This window comes from Brevundimonas sp. (assembly GCF_051858995.1).
Classification (GTDB): domain Bacteria; phylum Pseudomonadota; class Alphaproteobacteria; order Caulobacterales; family Caulobacteraceae; genus Brevundimonas.
Genome location: NZ_JBHYGN010000014.1, coordinates 136,758 through 149,480, shown reverse-complemented (window position 1 = coordinate 149,480; position 12,723 = coordinate 136,758). Strand labels below are relative to the sequence as shown.

Genomic DNA, 12,723 nt, shown 5'->3' with positions numbered 1-12,723 from the left:
TCGTCCATATCGCCGCTTCCATGATCTGGATGCGGTGAATGTCGATTCGGCCTAGACGCGGGTTTACCTTCACCAGATGAGCACCAGCCGCCACGTCAGTTCGGGCTATCGCGGAGAATGGCGCGTGCGCGACACCGGCGCGCAGCGCGCGACCCGGGTGTTCAGCTCCCGTGAGGAAGCCATCGCCTTCGCCCGCAGCCTTGCGCAAAGGGATGGCGGCGAAGTCTTCATCCACAACGAAGACGGCACGGTCCGGGATCACAAGACCTACGAACGGCGCGCCGGCTAACGCCATGAGCGTGTCTGGAGCGCCCGTCGGCTATGACCGCAGCGTCTTCATCAACTGCCCCTTCGACCCCAAGTACAAGCCGCTTCTGAACGCGGTCATCTTTTGCGTCGCCTATCTGGACTTCAGCCCCCGACTGGCCACGGAACGCATCGATTCCGGAGAGACCCGGATCGGAAAAATCCTCGAACTCATCCGGGACTCCCGCTTCGGCATCCACGACCTTTCGCGCAGCAAATCCGCCGCGGCAGAGGAACTGGCGCGCCACAACATGCCGCTGGAGCTGGGCATCGATCTCGGCTGCCGCCATCTCGGGTCAGAGCACCATCGCCGAAAGCTGCACCTCATTATGGAAGAGGAGCGGTATCGCCACCAGGCGGCGATCTCGGACCTGTCCAACTCGGATCTGGCTATCCATGGCGGCAAGCCGAAGAGAGCATTGGCGGGCGTCCGGAACTTCCTCGCCCCGCACACGACCGGCGACGCCCCGGGACCGACCGAAATCTGGGATCGGTTCACCGACTTTCAGGGTCAACTGTTCATCGAACTGGCCGAGACCGGACACTCGAAGGCGGACATCAAGGCTCTGCCGGTCGCCGAATACATTGAGCATATCCAGCGCTGGATGAGCCGCCCTCGATAGCCCATCACGCCACCGCCGGCGCCACCATCTTCACCCGGCGCAGGTCGTCGGCCAGCATGGACACCTCGTCATCGCGGTCGATCTTGATGGTGTTCTTGCCCATGCCCATCGAGATGGTGGCTCGGTAGGCGACGGCCTGGCCCGCCATCACCGTGACCGGCACGATCTCGCGCTTGTTCTGCGCGGCGGCCAGACCGACGAAGCCGAAGCCCAGCGTATGGGCGCCGGGGTCCACCTCGACCGCCGTGAACTGGGGCGACTTCAGCTGGCCCAGCACCCGGTCGTCCAGCGTCACCTCCATCCCCGCCGCCTTGCCGACGAAACCCTGACGATGGATCAGGATCAGGGCCTTGCCCGGCGACGGGCGCAGCGAAAGGGCCGCCGCCTTCTCGGCTTCCGTCGCGACCGGTCCGGCCTTGGTCCCCTGCAGATTGGCCATGATGTAGCCGGTGAAGATCCCCACGAAGAGCGGGACGTACCAGGCGGCGAAGCCCCGGAACCCGATCAGTCCCAGAAGGAAGGCGACGACGATCGTGACGATCAGGCCGGTGACGATGGCGGGGACGTACTTGCCCATGCGGGACCTCGCGTTATGGAGAGGGGATCGTCCCCCCTAACCGGATAAGCACCTTGGCCGTTCCCTCCGTTGTTCTCGTCGTCGCCCGTGGCTCCAACGACGTGATCGGTCGCGACGGCGACCTGCCTTGGCGGCTGCGCAGCGACCTGCAGCGGTTCAAGGCCATCACCATCGGCAAGCCCTGCATCATGGGCCGCAAGACCTGGGAAAGCCTGCCGCTGCGCCCGCTGCCGGGTCGGCTGAACGTGGTCCTGACCCGTGACGAAGGCTATGGCGACGACGGCGAGGCCAAGGGCGCTCTGGTCTGCCGGACGCTGGACGAGGCCATCGAGATCGCCCGCGAGACGGCCGAGGACGACGGCGTGAACGAGGTCTGCGTCATCGGCGGCGCGGGCCTGTTCGAGGCCGCCCTGCCCCGCGCCAAGCGGCTCTACATCACCGAGGTCGACGCCGCCCCCGAGGGCGATGTGCATTTCCCCGCCTTCGATCCCGCCCAATGGACCGAGACGGCGTCCGAGCCCCATCCCGCGGGCGAGAAGGACGACCACGCGTTTGTGTTCAAGGTCTTCGAGCGACGGTAAGCGCGGGTGGGTGAGTAGTGAAAAGTGAGTCGTGATTAGGCGCGCATGACGACGCAGCCACTCACTACTCACCACTCACTTTTCACTCCCGGCTACGACAGCGTCAGCATGGCCTGACGCTGGAAGTCCATCAGCTCGTCGTGACGGCCGTCGCGGATCTTCTGCACCCAGTAGGGGTCGGCCAGCAGGGCGCGGCCGACGGCGACCAGGTCGAACTCCTCCCGCTCCAGCCGTTCGATCAGCCCGTCCAGCGAGGCCGGTTTCGAGCCCGCGCCGCCGAAGGCCGCGATGAACTCCCCGTCCAGCCCGACCGAGCCGACGGTTATGGTCGGCAGGCCCGTGACCTTCTTGGTCCAGCCGGCGAAATTGAGGTCCGACCCCTCGAACTCCGGCTCCCAGAACCGACGCTGCGAGCAGTGGAAGACATCCACCCCCGCCTCGGCCAGCGGCGACAGCCATTGCTCCAGCTCCGCCGGATCGTGGGCGTTCTTGGCGTCATAGGCGCCGCTCTTCCACTGCGACAGGCGCAGGATCAGCGGCATCTCCTCGCCGATCCCCTCGCGCACGGCCCTGACCACCTCGGCGCCGAAGCGGCTGCGCTCGCCGATGGTCGCCCCGCCCCACTGGTCCGTGCGGACGTTCAGCACATTCCAGAAGAACTGGTCGATCAGATAGGAGTGGGCGCCGTGGATTTCGACGGCGTCGAAGCCGATCTCCTTTGCGGCGCGGGCCGAACGGCCGAAGGCGGCGATGGTGTCGGCGATGTCCTCCTCGGTCATGGCCTCGTATTTCTGGCGGCCCAGACCGGCCAGGCCCGAGGGACTGTCCACCTTGCCCAGCGGCTCCCATTCGGCGCCCTGCCCGCGCGCCGAGCCGACGTGCCAGATCTGCGGCGCGATCAGGCCGCCGACGGCGTGGACCTCGTCCACCACCTTCTGCCACTCCGGCAGGGCCTCGCCGTGGAAGACCGGCACGGCGGCGTCATTGCGGGCCGCCGGGCGCTCGACCACCGTGCCCTCGGTGACGATCAGGCCGACGCCGCCTTCCGCGCGACGGCGGTAGTAGCCGGGCACGCCCTCGGACGGGATGCCGTTGGGCGAGAAGGACCGGGTCATCGGCGCCATGACGATGCGGTTGGGCAGCGTCAGCCCCTTGATGGTGAAGGGGCGGAACAGGGCGTCGACGGACATGGGCGGCTCTCAGGGGAAGGACTGGAACCGGGAAGGTGGCCGTTCGCGTTGCGTTTGAAAACCCTCAGAGGCCGAGTTTTTCGCTGACCGCCCTCGCAAACCCCGCGAACCGCGCCGTCACATCGCCCTGCGGATCCGCCAGAACCACCGGCAGACCGGCGTCGCCGCCCTCGCGCACCGCGGCGTCCAGCGGGATATCGCCCAGATAGGCCACCCCCAGACGGACGGCTTCCGCCTCGGCCCCGCCCTTGCCGAAGATCGGGCCGGTCATGTTCTCGATCAGGCCCAGGGTCGGCACGCCGACCTTCTGGAACAGGGCGTGGCCCCGGCGGGCGTCGGCCAGCGCCACCTCCTGCGGGGTCGAGACAATCACCGCCCCATCCAGCGGCGTTTTCTGGATCAGGGTCAGTTGCACGTCGCCGGTGCCGGGCGGCAGGTCGACCACCAGCACGTCCAGCGGCTGATCCTCCGTGCCCCAGCGGGTCTGGGTCAGCATCTGGGTCAGGGCCTGCGAGGCCATCGGACCGCGCCAGACCATGGCGTCCTCCGCCTTGGTCAGCAGGCCCACGGACATGGCCTTCAGCCCCTGCACGACATGGGGCTGGATCATGCCGTCGACATAGTCCGGCTTGCCCGAGACGCCGAGCATGGTCGGCAGCGACGGGCCATAGACGTCGGCGTCCAGCACCCCGACCGACAGCCCGCGCGCGGCCAGCGCCGCCGCCAGATTGACCGCCACCGTGGACTTGCCCACCCCGCCCTTGCCCGAGGCGACGGCCAGCACCCTGCGCACATGGGCCGGGCGGTCGGTGGCGACGGGGGCCTTGGGCCGGGTCTGGTCCACGGCCTGCGGCGACAGGCTGGCGGTACGGCGCGGCTTGGCGGCTGGCGCGGTCTCGGCGGTCAGGATGACGGAGACCCGCGCCATGCCCGGCAGGGCCTTCAGCGCGGCCTCGGCGGCGTCGCGGACGGGGGCGTAGAGCGCCGTCTCGCCCGCCGGAACCTCGATGACGAAGCCTGCCCGGTCCTCGGTGACCGTCAGCCCCTGCGCGAGTCCGGCGGCGACCAGTCCCTGCCCGGTCTTCGGGTCGGTGATGGCGTCGAGGGCGGCGATGACGGTGGCGCGATCAGGCACGGCGGAGTTCCAGCGGGTTGCGACTGCGGGGCCTGCGTTCTATCGCCGGACGACCCGCCCCGCGAGCCCGCATTTTGACCCTGCCCTCAATCACGCTGATCGCCGGCCCCACCGCCTCGGGCAAGTCCCGGCTGGCGATGGAGAAGGCCGCGCGGACGGACGCCGTCATCATCAATGCCGACAGCCAGCAGCTCTACGCCGACCTGCGCGTCCTCAGCGCCCGCCCCTCGGCGGCGGATGAGGCCGAGATCGAGCACCGCCTGTACGGCGTCGCCGACGCCGCTGAGGCCTGGTCCGTAGGCCGCTGGAGCCGGGCCGTCATGCCGGTGCTGGCCGAGCTGGCGGACGCGGGCCGTCCCGCCCTGCTGGTCGGCGGCACCGGCCTGTATTTCACGGCCCTGACCAAGGGCTTGGCCGATATTCCGGATGTGCCCACCGAGGTTCGCGACCGGCTGGAAGTCACCTTCGACGCCGAAGGCGAGGCCGCCTTCCGCCGCCGTCTGGCTGACCTGGATGCGGCAGCGGCCGAGCGGATCGAACAGGGTGACCGCCAGCGCCTGATCCGCGCCCGCGCCGTGGCCGAGCACACCGGCCGAGCCCTCACCGACTGGACCGCCGACACCACGCCCCTGCTCGCCCCCGGCTCCTGGACCGGTCTGGTGGTCGAGCCGGAGCGCGAACGGCTTTACGCCAACTGCGACCTGCGGGTGGGGCTGATGGTCGAACAGGGCGCGCTGGAGGAAGTCCGCGCCTTGATGGCCCGCGACCTGTCCCCCGACCTGCCCGCCATGAAGGCCGTCGGCGTGCGCGAGTTCGCCGCCCATCTGGCGAGCAAGACGACGCTGGACGCGGCCATCGACGCCACCCGCCAGGCCACCCGCAACTACGCCAAGCGCCAGCTGACCTGGTTCCGGAACCAGACGCCGGGTTGGGAGAGGGTCTGAGCCTTAGGGCAGTTGGCGGGTCGTCCCCAGCGGGAAGTCGACGCCGGCGAGTTCGGGATAGGCCTCACGCAGCATGGCCTGTTGCGGCGCGTCCTCGATGCGGATCAGATACCACTGGCCGTCGTCCTGCCAGGCCAGGGTCTGGGTGTCGGCGCGGATTCGACCGACCCCCTGAACGGTCATCTCCGTCCACGTGGGGATGAGCAGATAGGTCCGGCCGCCGGTCGGCGTCGTCATCTCCTGCGCGGCGGCGAGGTTCATGCCGAAGTTGTCGATGTGCACCTGCTCGAGCATCGGCCCCAGGACTTGCCGCATGGCGGGCTTGATCTGGTCGCGCGGAATGCCGAACCGGTTGGCGATCAGATATCGCAACCGAGGAGGGACCACGTCGATGGCTCCAGCCAGATCGCCCTGATTGATCAGGCCGCTCAACTCGTCGATCCGCGCCTGGATCTGCGCGCGGTCCGCGTCCGTCACGGACTGCGCGAAGGCCGGGCCGCCCGACAGGGCGATGGACAGCGTCGCCGCGAGCAGCAGCAGGATTGAACGGATCATTGGAAGTCCCCCTGACGGGGCCCACACCCCGCTCTCTCGCCCGCAGCAATAGCTGGAATCAGAGGGTAGGCAATCAGCGCCAGCCGCGCCGTGGACGACGTGAGGCAACCCCTTGGAGACACGGGCGAAAGCGCCTATATTGGTCCTGTCCGGTTTCGGCCGGACTATGGCGATAAACGTGCCTGTAATAAGCGGACCGGACCCGGGTGCGATTCCCGGCGGCTCCACCATTCTCTCCCGGTTATCAGCGGGTTAGTGCGGGGCCGACTAGCATCGACGGACGTGTAAAGAGGATTGCTTTCGCTCGTCCTGACCCACCGTATCGGGTCATTTTCTAACTGCGAACGATAACTTCGCTGGGGAATACGCCGTCGCCGCGTAATGCGGTTCCGGTAATTCCAACCTAAGTCCTGGGGGTTCAGATCCTCAGGCGGGGCCCGGGAGGCGCCTGGCAACAGAAGCCTCCCACTTTCTCCTCAAATCCGAGAAATGCCGCGCTTGGGGACAAATCCCCGCGCTAACCTTCTTTGCCGTCTTCCGCCCGCGCCCGTCGAGGGTTATCACCGCCGCTGGACAGCGAGACCCCGACCTGATGGCTGAAGAAACGCCCCCCGTGGACGACATGCACTACGAGCAGCTGGCGCAGGACGCCCTGCGCGGGGTGATCAAGGCTGCGCTGGAGCGGGCGGCCCTGCCGGACGGCATTCCGGGCGCGCACCATTTCTACATCACGTTCAAGACCCGGGCGCCCGGCGTCAGCGTGCCGCCCGACATCCTCGCCAAATATCCGGACGAGATGACGGTCGTGCTCCAGCACCAGTACTGGGACCTGAAGGTCGAGCCGACCCGCTTCTCGGTCATGCTCAAGTTCGGCGGCATGCCGAAGGTTCTGGCCATGCCCTATGTGGCCGTGACCCGCTTCTACGATCCCTCGGTGCAGTTCCTGCTGCAGTTCGAGCCGCCCGCGACGATCGAGGAGATCGCCGCCGAGGTGGCCGCCGCCGAAGCCGCCGACGAGACGCCCGTCCCGCCGCTGGGCGGCGACGACGCGCCCAAGGTCATCTCGCTGGACCAGTTCCGCAAGAAGTGACCCCTTCCCCTGCGCGCCTGATCGTCTAACGTCAGGCGACTGGAACAGCGGGGGTTACGCATGCTTCGGGGTTTGATCGTTCTGCTGGCGGGCCTGCTGACGCTCGCCGGACCGGCGGCGGCGCAGACATCCAGCCGCTTCGACGGCTGGACCTCGGCCATCATCCAGGCCGACTGGCGCGACGGCTACGGCGAACCGATCCAGGCCTTCGACAACGCCCGTCGCGATCTGATCCAAGGCTTCCAGCGCGCGGGCTTCAACCGCGCCGACATGGTCGACTACAGCCTTGAGAAGAGCTCGCCCGACGCGGTTCTGGCCGGCGTGCGCGAGGCCGCGGCCAGGACCAACCGCGGCTGCCTGATCTATTTCACCTCGCACGGCGCCCCGGACGGCATGGTGTTCGGCGACGCCCCTCGCATGGCCCCGGACGTCATGGCCAACATGATCCGCAACAGCTGCGGGACCCGGCCCACCGTGGTGATCGTCTCGGCCTGCTATTCAGGTATCTTCCTCAACGCCCTGCAGGGGCCCAACCGCATGGTCCTCACCGCCGCGCGCCGGGATCGTCCCTCGTTCGGCTGCGGCGCGGACGAGCAATATCCGTGGTTCGACGGCTGCGTTCTGGAGACCCTGCCGACCGCGACCGACTTCCTCGCCCTCGCCGCCGGGACCCGCGCCTGCGTCAGCCGCAAGGAGGCCGAAGCCGGCATCGAACACCCCTCCGAGCCCCAGCTCTTCGTCGGCCCCGAAATGCAGATGCGCCTCCCGACCCTGCAGTTCGGCGCCCGAACGCCTTAGGGCTCGTCTCAACCCGCTATCGTCATCCCCGGCGAAAGCCGGGATGACGATAGCAGCGAAGGCTACGTCCAATTCTGACGCATCGGCCTGCTCGGCTCCGCATCCTCAGGTCTTTGACAATCTGCCGGGAGAAACCCGCACCCCAGCCCCCGCCTCAGGCGAAAAAGGCCACGATGTGCACTCCATTTTTTTTTGAGTGCACATTTCCCCGCCGTGTTCACTTGCGCGGAAACACCCGGATCGTGATCCGCTCGCGCTCGCCTTGCTGGCGCTCGACCAGAAGGCGGGCGACCTGGCTGTCGTCGTGGAACAGATAGCCCTTGATGGCGTCCAGCAAGGCCTTGGCCAGGTTGTCCAAGTCCATCCACGGCGGATCGCCGACGTGCTCCATGGCGATCTCGACGACGTAGTCGCCCCAGGCCGGGCGCGAGGTCCATTCCTTGCGCATGAACTCATAGACGAGCGGCTTGTAGTATTTGGCCTGGGTGGTCAGCCCCTCGATGGTGATCTCGATCACCTCGCCGCTCTCGCGGGCGCGGACCTTGCCCGTGCCGGTCCAGCGTGCGGTCATCAGAGCCCGCACTGGGTCGGGTTCGGTCCCAGCAGATGCGCCGCCCGAATACGGACCGGCGCGTCCAGCGCTTCATCGGTCGCGGGCATGGCCTGGATGCGCCGGGCCACGTCCAGCCCCTCGGTCAGATAGCCGAAGACGCCAAACCCCTGCCCGTCCGGATTGCGTCCGCCGCCGAAGTCCAGCGCCGGCGTGTCCTGGGTCACGATGAAGAAGCTTGTCGTCGCCGTGTCCGGTCCGTCCCGGGCCATCGAGACCGCTCCGGCCGTATGGTGCAGGCCGGTGTCGCGGGTCCGCTCCAGCGGGATCGAGGGCTGGGTCGCGTCGTCCGATCCGTGGACCGTCGCCGCCTGGATGACGTCGATGGGGTTGGGATTGGCGTTGGTCTGGGCCACCACCGTGCGGAAGAACGTCCCGTCGGCATAGGCGCCGCGCAGGGCGGCCCGGATGAAGTTGCAGCCGGTCACCGGCGCATGTTCCAGATCCACGGCGATCGCCATCCGCCCGGCCTCGGTGTCCAGCAGGACCACATGGGGCGACGCGGTCTGGGCGGCCGCCGGAGCCGCGAAGGCCATCATCAGAACCGCCGCCTGAAGTCCGTGACGAACGCCCATCGAATATCTCCGCTTCTTGTCCCCTGATCCCTGCGTGCTACACCCCCGCGCATCTTCCCGCCACGCCTGAAAGTCTCGCCATGACGCACCGCACCGAAACCGACACCTTCGGCCCGATCGAGGTCCAGTCCGACCGGTACTGGGGCGCGCAGGCGCAGCGTTCGCTGGGCAACTTCAAGATCGGCTGGGAAAAGCAGCCCCTGCCGATCGTCCGCGCCCTGGGCATCGTCAAACGCGCCGCCGCCGAGACCAACATGGCGCTGGGCAAGCTGGACCCGGCCATCGGGAACGCCATCGTCGCCGCCGCCAATGAGGTCATCGAAGGCAAGCTGAACGATCACTTCCCGCTGGTCGTCTGGCAGACGGGTTCGGGCACCCAGTCGAACATGAACGCCAACGAGGTCATCTCGAACCGCGCCATCGAGATGCTGGGCGGCGAGATGGGGACCAAGAAGCCGGTCCACCCGAACGACCACGTCAACATGAGCCAGTCGTCGAACGACACCTATCCGACCGCGATGCATGTGGCGTGCGCCGAGCAGGTCGTCCGTGACCTGATCCCGGCCCTGACCCACCTGCACACGGCCCTGAAGGCCAAGTCGGATGCCTGGCAGCACATCATCAAGATCGGCCGCACCCACACCCAGGACGCCACCCCGCTGACGCTGGGTCAGGAGTTCGGCGGCTACGCCCAGCAGGTCGAGAACGGCATCAAGCGCATCGAGCAGACCCTGCCCGCCCTGATGGAACTGGCCCAGGGCGGCACCGCCGTCGGCACCGGCCTGAACGCCCCCATCGGCTTCGCCGAGAAGGTCGCCGAGCAGATCGCCGGCATCACCGGTCTGCCCTTCACCACCGCCCCGAACAAGTTCGAGGCCCTGGCCGCCCACGACGCCATGGTCTTCAGCCACGGCGCCATCAACACGGTCGCCGCCAGCCTGTTCAAGATCGCCAACGACATCCGCTTCCTGGGCTCCGGCCCGCGCTCGGGCCTGGGCGAACTGGCCCTGCCGGAGAATGAGCCGGGCTCGTCGATCATGCCGGGCAAGGTCAACCCGACCCAGTCCGAAGCCCTGACCCAGGTCTGCGTGCAGGTGTTCGGCAACCACGCCGCCCTGACCTTCGCCGGCTCGCAGGGTCACTTCGAGCTGAACGTCTTCAACCCGGTCATGGCCTACAACTTCCTGCAGTCGGTCCGCCTGGTCGCCGACGCGGCCATCAGCTTCACCGACAACTGCGTCGTCGGCATCGAGCCCCGCGAGGACAACATCAAGCGCGGCCTCGACAACTCGCTGATGCTGGTCACCGCCCTGAACGGCAAGCTGGGCTATGACGCCTGCGCCAAGATCGCCAAGACCGCGCACAAGAACGGCACCACCCTGCGCGAGGAAGCCGTCGGCGGCGGCTACCTGACCAACGAGGAGTTCGACCAGTACGTCCGCCCCGAGAACATGATCTCGCCGGGCTGATGGATTGGGAGGCGTTCGAGCGCGACGGAGCCCTTCACGCCGGACGGCGGCTGGACGACCGCGCGCTCGACGCGCTGAGAGAATTGGCCGACGCCCTCGCCGTGTGCTTCAGGTCGACTATGCGGACTTCGACCTGCCCGGCGGGCTGAACTGGCGAGGGATCGAATGAACGTCCGGGCGTTCAGCGGCTTCTGACGGTCAGCGCTTTTCGCGGATCGTCCGACCGACTGGCGCCAGCGCCAGCTTGGCCAGTTCGAGGTCCTTCAGGGCGAAGGGGATGCCGATGATGGAGATGAACTCGGCCACGGCGATCAGCAGGTGCGACAGGGCGATGTACCACCCGGCCAGCAGGAACCAGATCACGTTCAGCGCGACGCCGAGGCCGCCCGCTACCGGGTTGGTCTGGTCCTGCCAAACCACCTCGCGGCCGAACGGCCAGAAGCTGTAGCTGGCCATGCGCCAGGCCGCGAAGGTCCACGGCAGGCCGACGATGGTCAGGGCCAGGATCGCGCCGCCGAACAGCCAGAGCAGGCCCGCGAGCCAGCCGCCGAAGAAGAACCAGAGCAGGTTGAGGATCAGACGGATCATGGCTTCAACATAGGCGAACGGCCCGCCTGTGGAAGCGGACCGCCCGTGAATTCGCGGTAACCGAAAGGAGCCTAGTGCGGCTTCTCGGTCCAGCGGGCCTTGGCCTCGTCCTTGGTGAGGTTCAGGTGGACATGCTCGTCCACCCGCTCGACCCAGCTGACCGGGATCATGTGGTGTTTGAAGCCGCCGGCGAGATCGAGCTTGGCCAGTTCGATCTGGTCGCCGTGGACGTGATCGACCCGTCCGACGTGCTCGCCGTCCGAGCCGACGACTTCGAGGTGTTCGCGGATTTGAGAGGCGTCTACCATGGGAATCTCCTCAGGCTGTGGGGTCTGGGAAACTGTCCGGCAAGGGTCGGGTTGCATCACGGAGGTCGTCATGGGCGAGGTCGTGAACCTGAACCGGTTCCGCAAGGATCGGGACAAGGCCGAGGCGAAGGCTACCGCCGCCGCCAATCGCGCCACCCATGGGCGGACCAAGGCGGAAAAGAGCAAAACCGCCAAGGAACGGGCGCGCGCCGAAAAGCTTCTGGATGGATCGAAGCTGGAGGACTGAGATGGGCGGCTATGCCCCGAAGACCCGGGCCGGGCTGATCGCCCTGATCGCCATGCGCCGGGTCCAGGCCGAGAAGATCCGTCGCGACAAACTGGCCGAAGCGAAGAGCCCCAAGGAGGTCGAGGTCCTGAAAGAGGCCGACCGCCGCCAGAAGAAGGCGGGCTGGTTCCGGCGCTAGTCGGACTTCTTCGGCGCCCGGATCAGCAGGGCCTGTCCCGACAGCACCAGCAACAGCCCCGCCAGGGCCGTCCAGCCGAAGCGCGCGCCCTCGAACATCACCGACACCAGCATGGCGATCGGCGGGGTCAAGGCGGAGATGTAGCTGGCCATGGCGTAGCCGATGGTGCGGGCGATGGTGAAGTAGAGGCCGAAGGCGATCACCGAGCCGAACAGCGACAGATAGAGCAGCGAGCCGACATACTCCTGGGTCGGTTCGATGCTGAACTTCACACCCGTCGCCAGACCGAAGACGACCAGCAGGCCGGTGCCATAGGCCATGGCCCAGGCGGTCGAGGGAATGGCCTGCGAGCCCGACTGCTGCCCCTTCCAGGCGAAGAAGTTCCCGAAGGCCGAGGCCGTGGTGGCGATCAGGGCGAAGCCGACGCCGACGGCGGCCCGCTGGTCGAACCCGGCGCCCAGCACCTCGCCGCCCGACAGGACGGCGACCCCGGCGATGCCCAGCAGCGCTCCGCCCCATGAGGCCAGCGCCGCCTTCTGGCGCGCGATCAGCCGGAACAGGACCAGGTTGATGAAGGTCAGGGAGGCGAAGGTCACCGCCACGATGGCCGAGGCGACATGCTCCTCGGCGGCATAGGTGAAGCTGTAGCTGACCGAGAAGGCGAACGCTCCCTGCCCCAGCGCCGCCAGATGCTGGGCCCTGCTCAGCTTGAGGTTCTGGCGGAAGATCAGGCAGCCGAGGAACAGCACGGCGGAGGCCAGGCCGAAGCGCCAGACGATGGAGGCGATGTTCGGCACCTCGCCCAACTGAAGGGTAATGGCGAACCAGGTCGTGCCCCAGATCATCGCGCAGACGATCACCCCGGCGATCCCCAGAAGGGTGGTCCGGGACAGGTGCGGGCGCGAGACAGGGGCTTCGGGAGACGTGCTCATGGACCGCAGATGGCCCA

The 12,723-nt window shown here is 67.6% G+C and carries 18 protein-coding genes and 1 other RNA gene; 10 read left to right on the top strand and 9 right to left on the bottom strand.

The genetic code is table 11. The features are described 5' to 3' along the window. Positions 1-76: 76 nt before the first annotated feature. The gene (locus ACTIEF_RS16805; protein WP_439473279.1) at positions 77-289 is read left to right on the top strand and encodes a DUF2188 domain-containing protein; all 213 of its coding nucleotides are present in this window, start codon (positions 77-79) and stop codon (positions 287-289) included. 4 nt (positions 290-293) lie between these two features. Further along, positions 294-929, top strand: a complete 636-nt coding sequence (locus ACTIEF_RS16800) for a hypothetical protein (RefSeq protein ID WP_439473278.1) — start codon at positions 294-296, stop codon at positions 927-929. A 4-nt stretch (positions 930-933) separates the two neighbouring features. Here ACTIEF_RS16800 and ACTIEF_RS16795 read toward each other — a convergent pair whose 3' ends face one another. Then, the gene (locus ACTIEF_RS16795) at positions 934-1,506 is read right to left on the bottom strand and encodes a hypothetical protein (protein ID WP_439473277.1); all 573 of its coding nucleotides are present in this window, start codon (positions 1,504-1,506) and stop codon (positions 934-936) included. A 53-nt stretch (positions 1,507-1,559) separates the two neighbouring features. Between ACTIEF_RS16795 and ACTIEF_RS16790 the strand changes: the two genes are divergently transcribed. Beyond that, the gene (locus ACTIEF_RS16790; protein ID WP_439473276.1) at positions 1,560-2,087 is read left to right on the top strand and encodes a dihydrofolate reductase; all 528 of its coding nucleotides are present in this window, start codon (positions 1,560-1,562) and stop codon (positions 2,085-2,087) included. 92 nt (positions 2,088-2,179) lie between these two features. Here ACTIEF_RS16790 and ACTIEF_RS16785 read toward each other — a convergent pair whose 3' ends face one another. After that, complete coding sequence (locus ACTIEF_RS16785) at positions 2,180-3,277, bottom strand: NADH:flavin oxidoreductase (RefSeq protein ID WP_439473275.1); 1,098 nt, start codon at positions 3,275-3,277, stop codon at positions 2,180-2,182. A 64-nt stretch (positions 3,278-3,341) separates the two neighbouring features. Continuing rightward, the gene (locus ACTIEF_RS16780; RefSeq protein WP_439473274.1) at positions 3,342-4,412 is read right to left on the bottom strand and encodes an Mrp/NBP35 family ATP-binding protein; all 1,071 of its coding nucleotides are present in this window, start codon (positions 4,410-4,412) and stop codon (positions 3,342-3,344) included. 74 nt (positions 4,413-4,486) lie between these two features. Here ACTIEF_RS16780 and miaA point away from each other — a divergent pair, with 74 nt between their 5' ends. Beyond that, positions 4,487-5,356, top strand: a complete 870-nt coding sequence (miaA, locus tag ACTIEF_RS16775) for a tRNA (adenosine(37)-N6)-dimethylallyltransferase MiaA (protein WP_439473273.1) — start codon at positions 4,487-4,489, stop codon at positions 5,354-5,356. Positions 5,357-5,359: 3 nt separating this feature from the next. Here the strand turns inward: miaA and ACTIEF_RS16770 are convergent, their stop codons facing one another. Next, a complete protein-coding gene (locus ACTIEF_RS16770) occupies positions 5,360-5,911 on the bottom strand; it encodes a hypothetical protein (protein WP_439473272.1) in 552 nt (183 codons plus the stop codon). Between the two features lie 108 nt (positions 5,912-6,019). Between ACTIEF_RS16770 and ssrA the strand changes: the two genes are divergently transcribed. The 3 genes from ssrA to ACTIEF_RS16755 all read left to right on the top strand — a co-directional run bounded on the left by ssrA (position 6,020) and on the right by ACTIEF_RS16755 (position 7,799). Continuing rightward, positions 6,020-6,381, top strand: a transfer-messenger RNA (tmRNA) gene (gene ssrA, locus ACTIEF_RS16765). A gap of 122 nt (positions 6,382-6,503) precedes the next feature. Then, positions 6,504-7,001, top strand: coding sequence for an SspB family protein (locus ACTIEF_RS16760; RefSeq protein WP_439473271.1), 498 nt, complete (start codon positions 6,504-6,506; stop codon positions 6,999-7,001). Between the two features lie 60 nt (positions 7,002-7,061). Then, positions 7,062-7,799, top strand: coding sequence for a C13 family peptidase (locus tag ACTIEF_RS16755; RefSeq protein WP_439473270.1), 738 nt, complete (start codon positions 7,062-7,064; stop codon positions 7,797-7,799). A gap of 217 nt (positions 7,800-8,016) precedes the next feature. Here ACTIEF_RS16755 and ACTIEF_RS16750 read toward each other — a convergent pair whose 3' ends face one another. Beyond that, complete coding sequence (locus tag ACTIEF_RS16750; protein ID WP_439473269.1) at positions 8,017-8,370, bottom strand: RusA family crossover junction endodeoxyribonuclease; 354 nt, start codon at positions 8,368-8,370, stop codon at positions 8,017-8,019. Continuing rightward, the gene (locus ACTIEF_RS16745; protein ID WP_439473268.1) at positions 8,370-8,984 is read right to left on the bottom strand and encodes a peptidylprolyl isomerase; all 615 of its coding nucleotides are present in this window, start codon (positions 8,982-8,984) and stop codon (positions 8,370-8,372) included. The genes ACTIEF_RS16750 and ACTIEF_RS16745 overlap by 1 nt, the downstream gene beginning before the upstream one ends. Before the next feature lie 80 nt (positions 8,985-9,064). Here ACTIEF_RS16745 and fumC point away from each other — a divergent pair, with 80 nt between their 5' ends. Beyond that, a complete protein-coding gene (fumC, locus tag ACTIEF_RS16740) occupies positions 9,065-10,453 on the top strand; it encodes a class II fumarate hydratase (RefSeq protein WP_439473267.1) in 1,389 nt (462 codons plus the stop codon). 198 nt (positions 10,454-10,651) lie between these two features. On the opposite strand, the gene ACTIEF_RS16735 is transcribed toward fumC, so the two are convergent. Both ACTIEF_RS16735 and ACTIEF_RS16730 read right to left on the bottom strand, forming a co-directional pair. Continuing rightward, complete coding sequence (locus tag ACTIEF_RS16735; protein WP_439473266.1) at positions 10,652-11,041, bottom strand: YccF domain-containing protein; 390 nt, start codon at positions 11,039-11,041, stop codon at positions 10,652-10,654. Positions 11,042-11,112: 71 nt separating this feature from the next. Then, a complete protein-coding gene (locus tag ACTIEF_RS16730) occupies positions 11,113-11,349 on the bottom strand; it encodes a DUF2171 domain-containing protein (protein WP_439473265.1) in 237 nt (78 codons plus the stop codon). 70 nt (positions 11,350-11,419) lie between these two features. Here ACTIEF_RS16730 and ACTIEF_RS16725 point away from each other — a divergent pair, with 70 nt between their 5' ends. Together ACTIEF_RS16725 and ACTIEF_RS16720 are read left to right on the top strand one after the other, a co-directional pair. Beyond that, positions 11,420-11,596: a DUF4169 family protein gene (locus ACTIEF_RS16725; protein ID WP_439473264.1), complete on the top strand. Its 177-nt coding sequence runs from the start codon at positions 11,420-11,422 to the stop codon at positions 11,594-11,596. Between the two features lies 1 nt (position 11,597). Then, positions 11,598-11,774, top strand: a complete 177-nt coding sequence (locus tag ACTIEF_RS16720; protein WP_439473263.1) for a hypothetical protein — start codon at positions 11,598-11,600, stop codon at positions 11,772-11,774. On the opposite strand, the gene ACTIEF_RS16715 is transcribed toward ACTIEF_RS16720, so the two are convergent. Beyond that, positions 11,771-12,706 carry a DMT family transporter gene (locus ACTIEF_RS16715; RefSeq protein WP_439473262.1) on the bottom strand — a complete coding sequence of 312 codons (936 nt, stop codon included), beginning with the start codon at positions 12,704-12,706 and terminating at the stop codon, positions 11,771-11,773. The genes ACTIEF_RS16720 and ACTIEF_RS16715 overlap by 4 nt on opposite strands. Positions 12,707-12,723: the final 17 nt, after the last annotated feature.